Source organism: Pseudomonas sp. TAA207, assembly GCF_001529285.1.
Taxonomy (GTDB): Bacteria; Pseudomonadota; Gammaproteobacteria; order Pseudomonadales; family Pseudomonadaceae; genus Aquipseudomonas; species Aquipseudomonas weihenstephanensis.
Map to the genome: position 1 here is coordinate 50,986 of NZ_LLWJ01000069.1, position 17,814 is coordinate 68,799.

A 17,814-nucleotide genomic window follows, 5' to 3' on the forward strand; every position below is an offset into this window, starting at 1 on the left:
AGCGAGCGGGCCTCACTCCTGCTGTAGGGGGGTTAGCGGCCCTTGATCACCATGTCACCCGGTGTTTCGCCTACGGCTTGCCAGTTGGGACGGTACATCGACTCCACTTGCGGTGGCGGCACACGGTAGGTGCCAGGCGTCACGGCCCGCGCCAGGTACAACAAGTGCGCGGTGCCATAACCGTCCAGGTTGAGGGCGGCCACGTAACGGTCGTCGCGATACTCCTGATGCTGCACGCTGGCGTTCTGCATCGATTCGCGCCATTGCTTGACCTGGCTGCTGGCGTTTTCAAGGCTGGCAGCGCTCTGGCCCAGGTTCTGGTTTTCCAGTTCAAGCCCCGCTGGCAGCAAGTCCACCACCAAGGCATCCGGTACACGCTGCTTGGCCGTTACGGCCAGGTGCACCAATACCAGATCGCCGCTTTGCAGGTTTTTCAGGTTCAACGGTTCGCCGTTCATGCCCAGATAGTCACGGCGGATGCTCATGTTTTCACCCCCCGCGGCGGGTGCCTGCTGTGGATAACCCGAAATCGTCAGCTGTTGGTACACCGGTACGCTGCCTTGGTTGCGCAGGGTCAGCGGTGATGCCAACAACGGCCCCTCCAGTTTGAGCCCCGGCTGGGCGTTGTTCAGCTCACGGGTTTGGCCAGCGCTGGTGAGTTGCGCCGACCAGTCCTGCTCAGGTTTGCTCAGCAAATCACGACCGGCGAGGAACAACGAGTTGCGCTCCTGGGTCGACAACCACGGGTTGGCGGCCAGTTGGTCAGACAGCGCGAATACACGGGCTTCGCGCTGGCCGCTCATCAGGTTGTTTTCTTCGAGCAGGGCCAGAATCAGCGCCTGATCACGCAGCGGGCTGCCGTAATCACCCAGCCACTCATTGGCTGTGCGGGTCACGGCCAAACCCGCCACCAAGGCTTGATCGGCGCGAGGCTGGTCACCCATCTTTTGCAAGGCAATCGACAGTTGCACCAGCGGCAGACCCGAACGCGCATCACTGCGACGCTCAAAAATACTGCGCAGCGCCCCCAACGGTGCTTGTTGACTGCGCGCCAATACCAGAGCGGCGTACGCTTGCACGGCAAAGCGGGTGTGATCGAGGTTGTTGCTGTAATCGGCTTCGATCAGGTTGCGCTCCTGCACGTATCGCAGCAGGCGCTCGCTGGCCTTTTTCAGCGCGTCAGGCGGCACCGCGTAACCTTGGTCGCGGGCGCGCAACAGGAAGTCGGTGACATACGCCGTCAGCCAATACTCTTCCTGACCGTCTGCGCCCCACAGGCCGAAGCTGCCGTTGTAACGCTGCATGCCCAGCAGGCGTTCGATGCCCATCTCGATTTTGCGTTTACGCTCGGCATCCGGCTCGCCTTCAAGGCCCAGCCGTTTAAGCAAGGCTGCATCGGCATACAACGCCGGGTACAAACCACTGGTGGTTTGTTCGGAGCAACCGTACGGGTACGCCTTGAGCGCACGGATCTGTTCGCCCAGGTTCAACGGCGGACGGCTCGACAGGCTGAGCATGGCTTCACGCCCCGCTGGCTCGAACGCCTGCAACTCGCCTTCGGGCAGGCTCCACGGCTGATCATTAAGCACGGTGCGGTAATGCTTGAGCAGCGCCGGGTACGCCGGGCGCACGCCCAAGGTCCATTGGCGGGTGAACGGCGCCAGTGTTTCACCGGGCAGGTTCAGCCCGTTGACCGTGACGTTCACCTGCCCGGTGCCGTAGCCGCCCAGGGCTTTGACCGGGATCTGCAAGGTGCTGCGCTGACCGGGGCTGAGCGTCACTTTTTGCGTGTCCAGGCCCAGCAGGCTGAGTTGACCTTCGGTGTTCAAACGCACATCGAGGGTTTGCGGGGTGTCGGTGAGGTTGGACAGGTCCAGCGCCAGCCGGGTCTCGTCGCCGCCCGCCATGAAACGCGGCGCAGCCAGCTCGGCCACCAGCGGTGCGGCGACCACGGTGGTGGCTTGTGCCATGCCGTAGCGGTCGTCGGTCCAGGCTTGCGCCATCAAGCGCAGCTCGCCGTTGAAATCGGGAATGTTGACGCTGACTTCGCCTTCGCCCTGCTCGTTCAGGGTCACGGGGGCGCTTTGCAGCGCGACGATGGTCACGCTGGTGGCCGGGCGCTTGCCGCCTTTGGCCAGCGCCGCGTCACCGCCGAACGCCATGCTGGCCAAACGGCCCTGCCCGGCTTCGATCAGTTGCCCGTAAATATCCAGTTGGTCAGCACCATAGGCCTTGCGCCCAAACAGGCTGGCGTACGGGTCGGGTGTCGGGTAGTCGGTGATATTGAGTACACCCACGTCCACCGCCGCCAGCAACACATGGGCTTGTTTGGGGATGCTGCCGTCTGCGTTTTTGGCGTGGATCTTGACCGTCAGCGGTTGCTTGGGGCGCATCTTTTGCGGGGCATCCAGCGTCAGCGCCAGCTTGCGCTGTGAACGATCCAGCGGCAGGTGCAGCACGCCCACGGCGCGTTTCGGGGTGATGTTGGTTTTGCGCTCGCCGGGACGAATCACCAGCGCGCTGACATACAAATCGTGACGCGCCCAGCGCGGATCCAGTTTGACGTCGAAGGTTTTGCCCTCGGCCGGCACGTCGATTTCTTCCCACCACAGCGGACCGTCGCTGCCTTCAACCAGCAAGTAGCCTTTGCCTGCGGCGGGCGGTGTGACGGTGACTTTGGCCGTGTCGCCATCGGCATACGCGGCTTTGTCCAAGGCCAGCTTGACCTGATCGGGACGCACCGCACCGCCTTCGGCGTTGTCTTGTGCCTGATACCCAGCCCAGAATCGCAGGCTGCTGATCAGCCCGGTTTTCGGGTCTTGCACTTCAACCCGGTACGGGCCCCATTCCACCGGGAAACTGACTTTAGCCGTGCCGCCTGCCTTGAGGCTCACGGTTTCTTCGCCCAGATTCAAAAACTTCTCGTTGTAGTGATAGCTCCAGCCATCGTTGTCCGAGTAGTTCCAGTAGTAGTCACGGCGCTCACGAATCAGCCGCACGTTGACGTTATCGGCCGCCAGTTTGTTGCCCGCGTTGTCCGCAATCAGCACCTCGAATTCAGCCGGGCCGTCGCCGTTGGTTTCAGTGCCCTCAAACAGACCGCGCACCCCCGGCAGGCGTTCGGCTGGCCACACCGGTTGCACCAGTCGACGGGTAATGGGGCGTCCGCCCGACTCTTGCAAACTGGCTTGCACGATCAATTGCAGCGGCGATTTGGCGTCACTCCACTTGCTTTCAAGGCTGATGGTTTCTTCGCCTTGCGCGTTGAGCACGCTTTCATCGAGCTCAAAGTCCTGGGTCAATTCCTGTTCGGTCACCGAACCAAATTGATAGCCGGGCAAGGCTTTAACCGCTTCACGCAAAGGACGCACATAGACCTGACCACTCAGGCGATTACCGGCCGCCGGGGCGCCGTACAAATAGCGGCCATTGACCTGAATCTCGGCGGTTTGATCGGGGCGCAGCGGCGTATCGCTGCCCTTGAGTTCCAGCGCCAGGCGTTCGGGCAGGAAGTCTTCAACCAAAAACTCATAGAGCTGCGGCTTGCCGTCACCCAGATCAAACACCAGTTGCCAGCGCCCGGTCGGGGCTTCGCTGGCCAGTTGCAGCGGGTATTGGTAGAAACCCGATGCATCCGGCTCCCAGACAAACTTGCGGCTGACCTGCTCGTCCGGGCGACGCACTTCAACACTCACCGGCTGTGGCTTGACCGGGTTGCCATCACGGTCACGCAGCAAGGCGTTGAGCAACACGGTTTCGCCGGGGCGATACAAATCACGCGGGCCAAACACAAAAAATTGCAGCGGGTGCGCCCGCGGGCCGCCGATGTCGAACTCGGCCAGGTCCAGCGCGGCGGTGTTCAAACGCAGCAGGCTGGTTTGATCGCCCTGACGCGCCAACAGCACCTCGGCCTTGGGTGGCAATGCCAGCTCGGCATGGCCGTCCTTGCCGGTCTTGCCTTGGGCGAGCATTTTGCCTTTGCCGTCGAGCAGTTCCAGCTCCACGTCGCCCAGCGCACTGCCGCCTTCCAGCGCCTGAGTGAAGACATCCAGACGCTTCTGATAACGGTGTACCGAAAGGCCAATATCACTGAGCGTGAACAGGGTGGCGGGGGTTGAATAGTTGTAAGTGCCGCTGGCTTTCATCACCGCCAGGTACACCCCCGGCTGCTGCAACGGTTTGATGCCCGAGGTGGGCAGGATCACGGTTTCGCGGGTATTGCGTGCCGGATTCAGGTCAAAGCGCGCGCCGTATACCAGGTCGGCCATGCCCAGCAGGTCCTTGGCTTCATAGCTTTGCAGGCTGCTGTTGCGGCCCCATTGGCTGAGAAACGCCGGCAAGGATTCGGGCTTGACCCGAAAGAACTCCACATCGACTTTATCGACGTTCAGCGCGATGACGGGCAAGCCTTCGGCCAGACGGGTCGGCAGCAGCGTGCCGCGGCTGGCGAAGCCGACAGTGGGTTGCAGGTCGCGGGTTTCGAGACGGCTGACATACTCGCTAGCCAGTTTGGCGTCGTTGACTGCCCGCAAACCGGGGTCAACCGTGAAGATCAATTTGCGCTGCGGCTCAAGGTGGCGCAGGCGCAACTCCATCAAGTTGTCGGAGAGTTCCCAGGCACCGTCGACCTTGCCGGTCTTGGCATCCACCAGATGCAATTTATCGCCAAAATGTTGCTGCGGGTCCAACGGCACCGAGAAACTCACGGACAAGGTGCTGGCACCGTCCAGTTGCACTTCGGAAACATCCACCACGCTTAACTCGCGCCCGGCGTAGCGCTCGGCAAGGGTTTTGACATCCTGCACCGGTTTGGCGGCTTGCGCTGCAACAGACGCCGTGGGCGCCGCAGGCTTGCCGGAAGAGGAAGAGTCGCAAGCGCTCAGCAGCGCCAGCGCGCAGGCCAGGAACAGTCCTTTGTTAAACATGGTGTACTCGTTGGCTAGGCATTTAAGGGAGGGACTATATAACAGCGCGCCGCGCGTAGTCGCTGTCGAGGCAAGAAGGCTGCGATCGATGGTCGACTCTCGCCGCCTTCGTGCCTCGACAGCGACTACGCCAGCCATCATCCGGTTACAATGCCGCCCCCTTAAGGAGCCTGCATGTCGTCTTCCCTGCTTGCCGACTGGCGCGACCGCCTCACCCATCGCCGGGTTTGGGCGCTGGCGGCGCCGATGATTTTGTCCAATATTTCTGTGCCGCTGGTGGCGCTGGTCGACAGCACGGTCATCGGCCACTTGCCCCACGCCCATCAATTGGGTGCCGTCGCCGTGGGCGCCAGCCTGTATGTGTTCCTGGCCTGGATGATGGGCTTTTTGCGCATGGGCACCACCGGTTTCGCCGCCCAGGCCGCCGGGCGCGGAGACGGTACGGCGTTGCGGCAAATTTTGTTGCAAGGCTTGTCTCTTAGCGTGTTGCTCTCCCTGTTTCTGGGGGCCATTGCGATTCCGTTCAGCGGGATCGCGCTGAGCGTGATGCAGCCCTCAGCCGAGCTGCACGCGTTGACGCTGGACTTCTTCCACACGCGCCTGTTTGGCTTGCCCGGTGCGTTGGCCACGTATGCGTTGGTCGGCTGGTTTTTGGGCACGCAAAACGCGCGGGCACCGCTGGCGATTTTGCTCACCACCAACCTGGTGAACATCGCCCTCAACCTGTGGTTTGTCCTGGGGCTGGACTGGGGCGTGGTCGGTTCGGCGCGCGCCTCGGTGATTGCCGAGTGGAGCGGCGCCCTGCTCGGCCTGTGGCTGACTCGCGGCGCACTGCGCCGGTTTCCGGGCACGGTGGTGTGGGCCGCGCTGCGGGTGTGGCACAACTGGAAACCGCTGTTGGGGGTCAACCGCGACATTTTCATCCGCAGCCTGATGCTGCAATCGGTGTTCTTCCTCATCACCTTGCAAGGTGCGCGACTGGGTGATGCCACGGTGGCGGCCAATGCACTGTTGCTCAACGGTTTGTTGTTGGCGGCGCATGCGCTGGACGGTTTGGCGCATGCCGTAGAAGCCCTGTGCGGCCACGCCATCGGCGCCCGCGATCGCACCGCCTTGCGCCGTTCGATGGTGGTGGCCAGCGGTTGGTCGCTGATTGCCAGCGCAGGGTTTGCGGTGCTGTTTTTGTTCGGCGGGCATTTGTTTATCGCAATGCAGACCGACATCCCGAGCGTGCGCGACACCGCCTTCCAGTACGTGCCGTACCTGGCGCTGTTGCCGCTGATCGCGGTGTGGAGTTACTTGCTGGACGGGTTGTTCATTGGCGCCACCCGTGCCCGTGAAATGCGTAACGCGATGGTGATCAGCGTGATCATCGCCCTGCCCGTCGCCTGGGCGTTGCACCAGTATGGCAATCACGGGCTGTGGATAAGTTTTCTGCTGTTCATGGTGCTGCGCAGCGTCACGCTGGGTGCGTATGCATGGCGCATGCAGCGCAAAGACGAATGGTTCCATCCCCGCTAATCAGCGCACTTCGCCAGCGCCTGCGCAAAACAAAAACGCCGCCCAAAGGGCGGCGTTTTCTAGGCGTGGCGAAACTTACGAAGACAGGTACGACGAACGCGTCAGGCCCAGACGCAAGGCGTCCAGGTACTGGGCGCGCTCTTTGACGCTGATGTTGGCGCTGGCCACTTTGTCACGGTAGTGATTCATCAACTCCTCGGGCGACAAGTGCACGTAGCGCAGCATGTCTTCGATGGTGTCGTGGGTCTCGATACCGGCGTGGTACACGCTGCCGTCAGCGTTCTGGTAGATGTTCACCGAGTCGGTGTCACCGAACAGGTTGTGCATGTCACCGAGGATTTCCTGATAAGCGCCCACCAGGAAGATGCCCAGCAAATAGTCTTCGCCTTCGTTCAGGCTGTGGACCGGCAAGCTGGTCTCGATGCTTTGCTCGTCGACGTATTGCTTGATCTTGCCATCAGAGTCGCAGGTCAAATCTTGCAACACGGCACGGCGCAGCGGCTCTTCGTTCAAGCGGTGCAACGGCAAAATCGGCAGTACCTGGCCAATTGCCCAAGTGTCCGGCAGGCTCTGGAACACAGAGAAGTTGCAGATGTACTTGTCGGCCAACTTGTCATTGAGTTCGTCCAGCACTTGGCGGTGCGAACGCTGACGCGCTTTCAAGGAGTTGTGCAGGCGACGGCAAACGGCGAAGTAGCATTGCTCAGCCAAGGCTTTTTCAGCCAGGGAAATCTTGCCGTCTGCGTACTGGGCGGCAATGTCGCTCATGTAGTGCGTGGCACGCCAGTAGGTTTCGGTGACCATTTCAATGTCGGTCGGGCCCAGCAGGTCCACCAGCCATTGCACGGTTTCAGGCAGGCTTTCTTTGTTCTCGATGAGCGGCACGTCGTCGTTGTGTTTTTCGACGTCGGTCACTTGCACCACCAGCATGGCGTGGTGCGCGGTCAGGGAGCGGCCGCTTTCAGAAAAGATGTTGGGATGCGGCAGGTTTTGCGCGTCGCAGAACTCTTTGAGCATGCCGACCACAACACCGGCGTAATCGTCCATGTCGTAGTTGATCGAGCTGGCGTTGCGCGAGTGCGTGCCGTCGTAATCCACGCCCAGACCGCCGCCCACGTCGATGTGGTCTACCGGCAGGCCGAGGTTGCGCAGCTCGCCATAGTAGCGAATCGCTTCTTTGAAGCCGTGCTGATAGTCAGCCAGGTTGGCGATCTGCGACCCCATGTGAAAGTGCAGCAGGCGAATGCCTTGGTCCAGACCGGCGGCGCGGAAGCGCTCAACCACCGACAACAACTGCGCCGCCGACAAACCAAACTTGGATTTCTCGCCGCCGGTGTCTGCCCACTTGCTGGAGGCCAGGGACGACAGGCGCACGCGCAGGCCCACTTGTGGCTTGACCTTGAGCGAGGCCGCTTCTTCGATCACCAGGTCCACTTCGGACTCTTTCTCGATCACGATGAACACGTTGTGACCCAACTTCTGGCCCATCAGCGCCAGACGAATGAACTCGCGGTCCTTGTAACCGTTGCACACGATGGTGCCGCCTTTAGGGGCCAGCGCCAGCACGGCCAGCAGCTCAGGCTTGGAGCCGGCTTCAAGGCCAATCGACACGTCTTTGGTGGCGATGATGTTTTCGATCACCGCCTCTTGCTGGTTCACCTTGATCGGGTACAGCGCGGTGTACTTGCTCTGGTATTCCAGACGCTCGATGTTGGCATCGAAAGCGCCGGTCAGTTGGCGTACACGGTCTTGCAGGATATCCGGGAAACGCACCAGTAACGGCAAGGACAAACCGCTGCTTTTACGCAGTTCGTCGACTTGCTCGTACAGATCGATGGGCGAGCTGTTCGGGCCGTTCGGACGGACTTCTACGCGACCGGCTTCATTGATCGCGAAATACCCGGCCCCCCAATGGCGAATCCCGTAAACACTGCGGCTGTCCGCAACTGTCCATTGGCTGCCATCGTCTTTGCGTGTGCGTCGTACGGACATCGAAGTCCCCTATAAATAAGTCAAATAGCCCAGCCTGAAAGCAAGCTGGCGCAGTCTAAAGCGTGAATATGAAGATTCGTCTGCACAGGGGTAGACCCTGATCACAGCGTGGAGTTTAGAAACCCGTCGTAACAGGCTCTGTGAAAACCATGGCCAGCGGTGACTGTCAGCCCGGTGGGGCAACAGCCTGGCTCAGCGGTGGTTTTCACAGAGGCTGCTAGCCGCCGGACTTCTTGGCTTTAAACCCGAGTTTGACCAATTCGGCTAACAGCAGATCAACGTGCTCGCCCTGGATCTCGATGATGCCGTCTTTCAACGCACCACCGGTGCCACAGCGTTTTTTCAACGTAGTGGCCAGGTCTTTGAGGGCGTCTTCGGCCAGTGGCACACCGGTGATGGTGGTCACGGTCTTGCCGCCACGGCCTTTGCTTTCGCGGCGCACGCGAGCAATGCCGTCACCTTCGGGGATGCGGGTTTGTTTGCAGGTACAGGCGTCCACCGGCTGACGACAGTCCGGACAGTGACGACCTGCGTCGGTGGAAAATACCAAGCCACCAAGGGCGGCGAAGGATGCGGCTTTTTTGGCCACCGGCAATCCTCTAGATGGAGGACGAAAAATTGGCCAGCACATGACGCGGGAGCATCAGGGGTTACCGACCGCGAAGCCCCACTCTGGCAGGGGCAGCGCAACTCAGGCGGCGAACCGCTTGAGCCTGAAAAAGGTCGCGCAGTGTAACGACAAAATCGCCGGTGCCCAAGAGCCAATCAGCGGCAATTTACAAACGTTTTCACACCACGGCGCCTTCACCTGCGCCTACGAAGAAATTGTCGGGGTCTGGACCAGGTAACGTTCGAGCGCCGCCAGTGAGTCCGGGCAGTAGCGCTGGGTTTGACTGCGGCGCAACGCCTCGGCCACCGGCATAAAGCTGGCGCTTTGCACTTCTTCAGGCTGGACCTGCAACGGCCCGTCCCAGATGGCTGAAAACACCGCACACCACAGGTGATTATCCTCACCCTTAAAATAGAAGCGCTCATGGGCGGTCAACGGCACACCGCTGACACCCAGCTCTTCTTGCAGCTCGCGGGCGGCGGAGTCGGCGTAGCTTTCATCCACCCCCACCATGCCGCCCGCCGCCACGTCCCAGTAGCCGGGGTACAGCGCCTTGCTCAGCGTGCGCTGATGCACGCACAGCTCACCCGCCGAATTGAATAACAGAATGAACGTGCCGCGCCCGATTAACCCTCGGTCACGCAGTTCGGCACGAGGCAAGACACCCAATAACCGGTCTTCACGATCGACCCAGGCGACTTGCTCGGCATCAGAGGCCGTACGGTGCGCGGCCTCCAAGGCTGAAATAGCCATCACTTATCCTTGTGAGAGCAATTGACGAAGGTCCATGACCGCCGCATTGGCGCGGGAGATGTAGTTGGCCATGACCAACGAATGGTTGGCCAACATGCCATAACCGCTGCCATTGAGAATCATCGGGCTCCAGACAGGCTCTTGTGCTGCTTCCAGCTCGCGAATGATCTGACGGACACTGACCGTTGCGTTCTTTTTAGCCAACACGTCGGCAAAGTCAACTTCGATGGCGCGCAACAGGTGCGACAACGCCCATGCCTGACCGCGTGCTTCATAGAACACGTTGTCGATCTGCATCCACGGTGTTTCGACGATTTCTTCATCCACCACCGGCACTTGGCCCGGTTGCAAGGACTCGGTTTTCAGCGTGCTGTTGAGCTTGACCCGACCCACACTGGCCGACAGGCGCTGCGACAACGAGCCCAAACGCGTGCCCACATCACCCAGCCAGTTGTTCAGGTTGTCGGCACGGGCGTAGAACAGTGCGTTTTTCTGGTTCGGGTCGGACAGGCGCGCCTGGTAGCGGCTCAGCGAGTTGATGCCTTCCTGATACTCAGACTCGCTGGATGGCAGCATCCAGCTCTTGTTGTCGAAGTTGAAACGTGGCTCGGCCTTGGCCAAATCCGCATCTTCGGCCGACTGCGATTGCGAGCGGGCGAAGTCTTTGCGCAGGGCGCGGGTCAGGTCACGCACTTGCACCAGCACGCCGTATTCCCAGCTTGGGATGTTGTCGAGCAGCACGCCTGGCGGGAAGCGGTCATTGGACAAATAGCCGCCCGGCTTGTTGAGCAGCGTACCGGCCACGGTTTTGAGGGTTTCAACCGTGGTGAACCCCGGCACCATTTGCTTGCCGTCACGGTCAGCCGCCTGCTGGGCATTTTGCTGCACCGGGAACAGGTCAGGCTCCTGGCTCCAGTACCAGCCAAAGCCCAGGCATACCAGCACATACACGCCCAACAGCGTCGCGATTGAGCGGCTTAGCAGAATGCTTTTGAAATAGCCACGCGGCGCTGTTTTGGTCTCTTTGACCGATTCGCGGGCGCTGCCCTCACGTTTTTTCCAGTCCAGCATGGCTATATCCTTTCGATTACTGAATTCAACGGTTCGACCACAACCCTAACCCATCGTGCCTTCGGTACCTGCTTTAAATCGCCTGCAGGTTGATCTGCAACAAGACGGTCTGGTGGCGCGAGCGGCACTATAAATCATGCTCGCGACGCTGCCACACCCATCGCAACGATTAAAAATGGCACGCTGGCAGTTAATTTCAAGCGGGGACTCGTGCATTTTGAAAGAGGTGCTAGCATAGAGCCACCAGTCGAACCTCAGCATGCCCCCTCACGAAGCAGTCAGGATATGACCGAGCAAGAAGACCCTAGCCGCGAGCGCCTAAAGAACCACTTTGCCCAACGGGTCATCCACCAGGCACGTCAAATTCTTGAGATCTGGCAACGCTTGCAGGGCAACGAGTGGTCCCCGCCAGACCTGGCCGAACTCAGCGAGGCGAATCAACGCCTGCTGCGCTTTGCCGAACGCTTTGAACAACCCGAGCACTCACAACTGGCGCGCGCCATCAGCGACGCACTGCAACACATTGATGCCAATGGTGGGCGGTTGAGCAGCACGCTGATTAGCGACCTCAACCGTTTGATGCAGCGCCTGTCGCGTACCGGTTTGCGCCACGGCGATCAACTGGAGCAGACGTTCCTGCCGCCGCTGCGCAAACCCGTCTACATCTTGTTGCAAGACCTTGACCGTGCTGAACGGCTGGCTAAACAGCTGGATTTCTTCGGCCTGGGCGCGCAATCAATCACCAGCGTCAAAGCGTTTCGCAGTGCGATGGTCGAACGCTTGCCGGCCGCGATTGTGATGGACGTGGACTTCAGTGGCGCAAACCTGGGCCTGGAACTGGCGGCACAAGCCCAATTGGGCCTGGAGCAAAAGCTGCCCCTGTTATTTTTCAGCCTGCACGAAACCGACACCCCGACCCGTCTGGCGGCCGTGCGCGCAGGCGGGCAAGAGTTTCTGACCGGCACCCTCGAAGCCTCCAGCCTGATGGAAAAAATCGAGGTACTGACCTGCGTGGCGCAGTACGAACCGTACAAAGTGCTGATCATCGACGATTCAAGGGCGCAAGCGCTGCACACCGAGCGCCTGCTCAACAGCGCCGGCATCGTCACCCGCACCCTCATCGAACCGATTCAGGCGATGGCTGAACTGGCGGATTTCCAGCCCGACCTGATCATCCTCGACATGTACATGCCCGCCTGCACCGGCACCGAACTGGCCAAGGTGATCCGCCACAATGATCGCTACGTCAGCGTGCCGATCATTTACTTGTCGGCCGAAGACGACCTGGACAAGCAACTGGACGCCATGAGCGAGGGCGGCGACGACTTTTTGACCAAGCCGATCAAGCCGCGCCATTTGATTACCACCGTGCGCAACCGGGCTGCCCGTGCGCGGCACCTTAAAGCGCGCATGGTGCGTGACAGCCTCACCGGCCTGTACAACCACACTCACATCCTGCAACTGCTCGAAGACTGCACCTTTCGCGCACGCCGCGAAGACCGTCCGCTGAGCTTTGCGATGATCGACATCGACCATTTCAAACGGGTCAACGACTCCTACGGCCACCCAATGGGCGACCGCGTGATCAAAAGCCTGGCGCTGTTTCTCAAACAACGCCTGCGCAAGACCGATTTCATTGGCCGTTACGGCGGCGAGGAATTCGCCATCGTCATGCCGGACACGGATCAGGAGGCCGCGCACAAGGTGCTGAACACCATTCGCCAGCGCTTTGCCGAAATCCATTACCCGGCGCAGCCCACCGATCTGTGCTGCACGTTCAGCGCAGGCGTGGTTGAACTCAAGGGCGACACTGACGGCCTGATCATGGCCTCGCAGGCGGACGAAGCGCTGTACCGCGCCAAAAATAATGGACGCAATCTGGTCGAGCGCTACCACCCGGCAAGGCCAATTGCCACTATTTGCATGGAATTGCAGGATTCCGTCACATCGCTGTAACGCCAGTGCAATAACTTCAGCCGCTTCTCAATGCGTCGTAGGCAAAATCCCACATGCGCCTGAAGCTGCTTACCAACCTCAATACTGCGTTGCTGGTCGCCGTCTGCCTCGCTCTCGGCGCTACGTTGTGGTGGTCGCAACACGCGCTGGAGCGGCCATTTTTATTGATGGAGCGTTACGTCAACCTGTCACAGCAGTTCCAGAATCAGGTCGCGCGCAATATTGAAGATTACTTGGCCAGCGGCGATGCCCTGCGTTTAAGCGATGCCACGACGGCGCTCGACACGCTGAAAACCGAGTTAGGCCCCTTACCGCCCGCACTGGCCAGCGCCTTGCGCCCCAGCCTTGAAAGCCTGAGCGCCTACAGCAACAGCGAGCTGCTGGCGGCGGGCAAATTGGCCGGCGACCCGCAAGCGTTGCTGATTCAGGCCGAGCGCGAGCTAGGCGCCACTCTGGAGCAACTCGCCCAGTACGCCAGCCAAAGCTCTGCACCCGCCGCGCAGGACTATTTAAGCCCTCTGGTTGAGGCGTTTCAGCACGTGGCCAAGCTATCGCTGAGCCGCGAAAAGCTCGTGAGCAGCGGGCGCAGTGAACTGGCTTCTGACGTGGAACGCGAACTGACAACTCTCCAGGCTCAAGCCCACACCCTCGACGCACTGCCCTTGCTCGGCGTCAGTGCCAAAAGCGCCTCGGCCAGCGATGATTTTGCCGCCCTGATGGGGCTTGAGTCCCAACAGAGCGGGCAAGCAGAGGACGCTGCTGTCAGCCTCAAGCGCGAGCTCAATAACCTGCTCAATCGCTACCCTGGCGAACTTAAACGCACGCAAACACAAATCGAGCAACGCACACAACTGGCCGCAGCCACCCATGTGAAATTGGACGCGGTGCAACAGGCCATTGCCGGGCTTGAGCCGGTGGTGCGCGCCGAGCACGGGCAGATCCAGCAAGAAGTGCGGTTGATTCAAGCCGTGATGATTGCCCTCATCCTGCTGATCGCGCTGTTGATCGACACCCTGCAACGCAAGCTGGCCAAGGTACTGACGCACCTGGCGCCGATGCTCGGGACGTGGGCGCAAGGGGACTTCAGCCGCGATATTCAACTGGGCAACACCAACCGCGAGTTGCACGACATTCAGGCTTCACTCAATCGGCTGCGCACGTATCTGGTCAATCTGGTCGGCACCTTGCGCGTAAACGCCGAACAAGTGGCGGGCAGCAGCCAAGCCTTGGCCGAACTGAGCAACGGGCTGCACAGTGGCGCCGAACGGCAAGCGGGGGACACGGCTCAAATCCGCGATGCGCTGGGCGAGTTGGAAGCCACGATTTCTCAGGTCGCAGGGGACGCCAGCCAAGCGGCCGATGCCAGCCGCAGTGCCGGACTGGCCGTGGCGCAGGGTCAGCGCGTGATCGGTCAAAGCCTGACCGGCCTGCATGCGCTGGTGGGCGAGGTGCAAGGCAACGCGCAAATGATCGAGCAGTTGGCCGAAGAGTCCGCAACGATTGGCGGCGTGTTGACGGTGATTCGCTCGATTGCCGACCAAACCAACCTGTTGGCGCTCAACGCCGCGATTGAAGCCGCCCGCGCAGGCGAGATGGGCCGCGGATTTGCCGTGGTGGCCGAAGAAGTGCGCACCTTGGCGCAGCGCACAGCTGGCGCCACCGGGGAAATTCAAACCTTGATCGGCGGGCTGCAAGCAGCCGCGCGCCAATCGGTAGAAGGCATGCGCGCCCAAGTGGTACACGCACAGGCGACGGCACAACAGGCTCAGGCAGCGGACGGCGCACTGGATGAAATCGTCGAGGCGATTGCCACCATCGCGGACACCGCTGTGCGCATTGCCGACGTCACCGCCCAGCAGAGTGGCGCGGTCAGTGAAATCCGCGATCACAGTGAGCGTATTCACCAATTGGGCGATGACAACCTGCAACGCATCGGCCAGGGCCGTGATCAGGGCGAACGTTTGCTGGTGCTGGGCGGCGAGCTGAACGCCGCCGTGCAAGCGTTTCGGGTGTGACCCCGCAGGCAGCGCCCGACTGCAAAAAGCCCGTAACGGCTACAGGTGTGCGTGCTCGAAGCTGACCTGCACAGTGTTTCTCAGTCCGTTATCATGGCCGCACGTTTGATTTGCGAGATCACTATGCGCCGCCTGCTTTTGCTTATGTGTTTACTCTTCGCCGTGCCAGCCCTGGGCGCGGGGTTGCTGGATAACCGACCCAGCGCCACGCTGGGGGCGATCAATAACAGCCGCGATTTCTTGCCGGTCAGCGAGGCGTTCAAGCTCAACCTGATCCAGAGCACCCCTGAAAACATCAAGCTGCGCTTTGTACCGACCGACGGTTATTACCTGTACCAACACCGTTTCGCCTTCAAGGCCGAGCCAGCCGATGTGGCTCTTGGTCCGGTGCAATTGCCGCCTGGCGAACCCAAGCATGATGAGTATTTCGGCGATGTGCAGGTCTATCACGGCATCGTTGACGTGGACGTGCCACGCCCAGCCAACGATCCGCGGGCGTTCACGCTGGTGGTCACCTATCAAGGCTGCGCCGACAAGGGCTTGTGCTACCCGCCCGAAACCGTACGCCTGAATATTGAAGGCACGCCAGCCGCCGACGCCGCCACTCCCGGCGCCCCGACTGCATCCTGGAGCTGGCGCGAACTGGCGATCTTTTTCCTGGCGGGGCTGGGCCTGACCTTTACCCCGTGCGTGCTGCCAATGCTGCCGATTCTGTCGGGGGTGGTGTTGCGCGGCCAGGTCGGCGGGTGGCGCGGTTTCAGCCTGTCGCTGGCTTACGTGCTGCCAATGGCTGCCTGCTTTGCCCTGCTCGGCGCGCTGATGGGCATGTTCGGCGCTCAGCTCAATCTGCAAGCACGCTTGCAGTCCGCCTGGGTGCTGGTGCCGTTCGCGATGTTTTTTGCAGTGTTTGCGCTGGCGATGTTTGGGGTGTTCGAACTCAAACTGCCACGCGCCCTCAGCAATCGCCTGGACCGTGTGGCCAATAACACCCAAGGCGGCTCGTTGTGGGGCGCCGCCGTACTGGGCGTGGTCTCCAGCTTGCTGGTATCGCCCTGCGTGTCGGCGCCGCTGGCCGGTGCGCTGCTGTATATCAGCGCCAGTGGCGATGCATTGGGCGGCGGCTTGAAGTTGCTCGTGTTAGGGCTGGGCATGGGCACTCCGCTGGTGATCGTCGCCACCGGCGGCGCGGCCTGGCTGCCTAAAAGCGGACCGTGGCTGGTCACGGTGAAAAATGCCATTGGCGTGTTGCTGCTGGGCTTGGCCATCGGCCTGCTCAGCCGCGTTCTGCCCGGCCCGGCCACCTTGCTGTTGGTCGGCTTTCTGGCCGCCGGGGTGAGCCTGTTTCTCGGCACGCTGGAGTTTATCGACAAGTCCCCTCGCCAGCGTCTTGCGCAATTGGTGGGCCTGTTCCTGCTGGTTTACGCGCTCATGTGTTGGTATGGCGCATTAAGCGGCCAGGGCGATCCCCTCAAACCTGGACCTGGCCAGACCCCTAGCGCAACCCAGGGCAGCGCCGCACAACCCGCCAGCCAATGGCTCACCGTCAGCACCCCGGCACAGCTTGACGCCGCACTGGCCCAAGCCAAAGCCGCAGGGCAACCGCTGTTGCTCGACTGGTACGCCGACTGGTGCATCAGCTGCAAAGTGATTGAGCACGAGGTGCTGAACAACCCGCGTGTGCTGGATTTACTCAAAGGCTATCAACTGGTGCGTTTCGACATCACCGCCAGCAACCCCGAGCAACGCGCCCTGCTCGACCGCTACCAACTGTTCGGGCCTCCTGCACTGATGTTCTTTGACAAAAAGGGCTCAGAAATCAGTGACCAACGGGTCATTGGCGAGATCAATGCACAAGACTTCGCCGAACGTGTCGTCAAGGCGAATGACCAGATCTAGCACCTGAGTCACAAACTTTGCGCGAACATCGGTCATCGTGCTGGCTATTGCAGTTAACTGGACAGCGATTATGCTTTTGGGCATAGTCGCCCGGCACTGACAACTGCGCACAGATAATAAGGAACAGCACATGGCGACTTTCCTGGTGCTACACGGCCCCAACTTGAACTTGCTCGGCACCCGCGAGCCGGGCGTCTACGGCGCCACGACGCTGGCGCAGATCAATCAGGATCTGGAACAACGGGCCCGCGAAGCCGGTCACCATTTGCTCTACCTGCAAAGCAATGCCGAGTATGAATTGATCGACCGGATTCACGCTGCACGCGATGAAGGCGTGGATTTTATTTTGATCAACCCGGCGGCGTTCACCCACACCAGCGTGGCATTACGTGACGCGCTGCTGGCGGTGAGCATCCCATTCATCGAAGTGCATTTGTCTAACGTGCACAAACGCGAACCTTTCCGCCATCACTCCTACTTCTCCGACGTTGCGGTAGGTGTGATCTGCGGCCTTGGCGCCAGCGGTTATCGACTGGCCTTGGAGGCCGCCCTGGAACAGCTTGAACTACAAGCTAAACGCCCCTGACCGACCCATTGGGAGTTGACGATTCATGGATATCCGTAAAGTTAAGAAACTGATCGAACTGCTGGAAGAGTCCGGCATCGACGAGCTGGAAATTAAAGAAGGCGAAGAGTCGGTACGCATCAGCCGCCACAGCAAGACTCCTGCTCAGCAGTTCTACGCCCCGGCTCCAATGCAAGCGCCTGCCGCAGCGCCAGTGGCTGTTGCTCCGGTTGCCACCGTGACTGAAGCCCCTGCTGCACCAAAACTGAACGGTTTTGTGGTCAAGTCGCCAATGGTCGGTACGTTCTACCGCACCCCGGCACCTACCTCACCTGCCTTCGTTGAAGTGGGCCAGACCGTCAAGGTCGGCGACACCATTTGCATCGTTGAAGCGATGAAGATGATGAACCACATCACCGCTGAAAAAGCCGGTGTTATCGAGTCCATCCTGGTAGAAAACGGTCAGCCGGTTGAGTTCGACCAACCGCTGTTCACCATCGTTTGAACCAC

At 60.6% G+C, this 17,814-nt stretch carries 10 protein-coding genes and 1 pseudogene; 6 read left to right on the forward strand and 5 right to left on the reverse strand.

The window, feature by feature from the left end; translation table 11 throughout:
- Window positions 1–32 precede the first annotated feature (32 nt).
- On the reverse strand, window positions 33–4,925 hold the full coding sequence (locus tag AP059_RS15905) for an alpha-2-macroglobulin family protein (RefSeq protein WP_059763395.1): 4,893 nt from the start codon (window positions 4,923–4,925) through the stop codon (window positions 33–35).
- A gap of 174 nt (window positions 4,926–5,099) precedes the next feature.
- On the opposite strand from AP059_RS15905, the gene AP059_RS15910 reads away from it, so the two are divergent.
- On the forward strand, window positions 5,100–6,446 hold the full coding sequence (locus AP059_RS15910) for an MATE family efflux transporter (protein WP_059763396.1): 1,347 nt from the start codon (window positions 5,100–5,102) through the stop codon (window positions 6,444–6,446).
- A gap of 75 nt (window positions 6,447–6,521) precedes the next feature.
- On the opposite strand, the gene speA is transcribed toward AP059_RS15910, so the two are convergent.
- From speA to AP059_RS15930, 4 genes are all read right to left on the reverse strand, one after another.
- A complete protein-coding gene (gene speA / locus AP059_RS15915; RefSeq protein WP_048364353.1) occupies window positions 6,522–8,438 on the reverse strand; it encodes an arginine decarboxylase in 1,917 nt (638 codons plus the stop codon).
- Window positions 8,439–8,655: 217 nt separating this feature from the next.
- Window positions 8,656–9,027 (reverse strand): translation initiation factor Sui1, encoded by a 372-nt coding sequence (locus tag AP059_RS15920; protein WP_048364354.1) that lies wholly within the window; start codon window positions 9,025–9,027, stop codon window positions 8,656–8,658.
- Between the two features lie 225 nt (window positions 9,028–9,252).
- Entirely contained in the window at window positions 9,253–9,801 is a 549-nt protein-coding gene (locus tag AP059_RS15925) for an NUDIX hydrolase (RefSeq protein ID WP_059763397.1), read from the reverse strand.
- Between the two features lie 3 nt (window positions 9,802–9,804).
- Complete coding sequence (locus AP059_RS15930) at window positions 9,805–10,872, reverse strand: DUF2333 family protein (RefSeq protein ID WP_048364356.1); 1,068 nt, start codon at window positions 10,870–10,872, stop codon at window positions 9,805–9,807.
- A 285-nt stretch (window positions 10,873–11,157) separates the two neighbouring features.
- On the opposite strand from AP059_RS15930, the gene AP059_RS15935 reads away from it, so the two are divergent.
- From AP059_RS15935 to accB, 5 genes and pseudogenes are all read left to right on the forward strand, one after another.
- On the forward strand, window positions 11,158–12,828 hold the full coding sequence (locus AP059_RS15935) for a response regulator (protein ID WP_059763398.1): 1,671 nt from the start codon (window positions 11,158–11,160) through the stop codon (window positions 12,826–12,828).
- 1,499 nt (window positions 12,829–14,327) lie between these two features.
- Window positions 14,328–14,843: pseudogene (locus AP059_RS23085) on the forward strand (methyl-accepting chemotaxis protein); the annotation flags it as partial.
- Window positions 14,844–14,966: 123 nt separating this feature from the next.
- On the forward strand, window positions 14,967–16,739 hold the full coding sequence (locus tag AP059_RS15945) for a protein-disulfide reductase DsbD (protein WP_059763640.1): 1,773 nt from the start codon (window positions 14,967–14,969) through the stop codon (window positions 16,737–16,739).
- Window positions 16,740–16,869: 130 nt separating this feature from the next.
- Complete coding sequence (gene aroQ / locus AP059_RS15950) at window positions 16,870–17,325, forward strand: type II 3-dehydroquinate dehydratase (RefSeq protein WP_019408789.1); 456 nt, start codon at window positions 16,870–16,872, stop codon at window positions 17,323–17,325.
- A 25-nt stretch (window positions 17,326–17,350) separates the two neighbouring features.
- Complete coding sequence (gene accB, locus AP059_RS15955; protein ID WP_003439221.1) at window positions 17,351–17,809, forward strand: acetyl-CoA carboxylase biotin carboxyl carrier protein; 459 nt, start codon at window positions 17,351–17,353, stop codon at window positions 17,807–17,809.
- The last annotated feature ends 5 nt before the right edge of the window (window positions 17,810–17,814 follow it).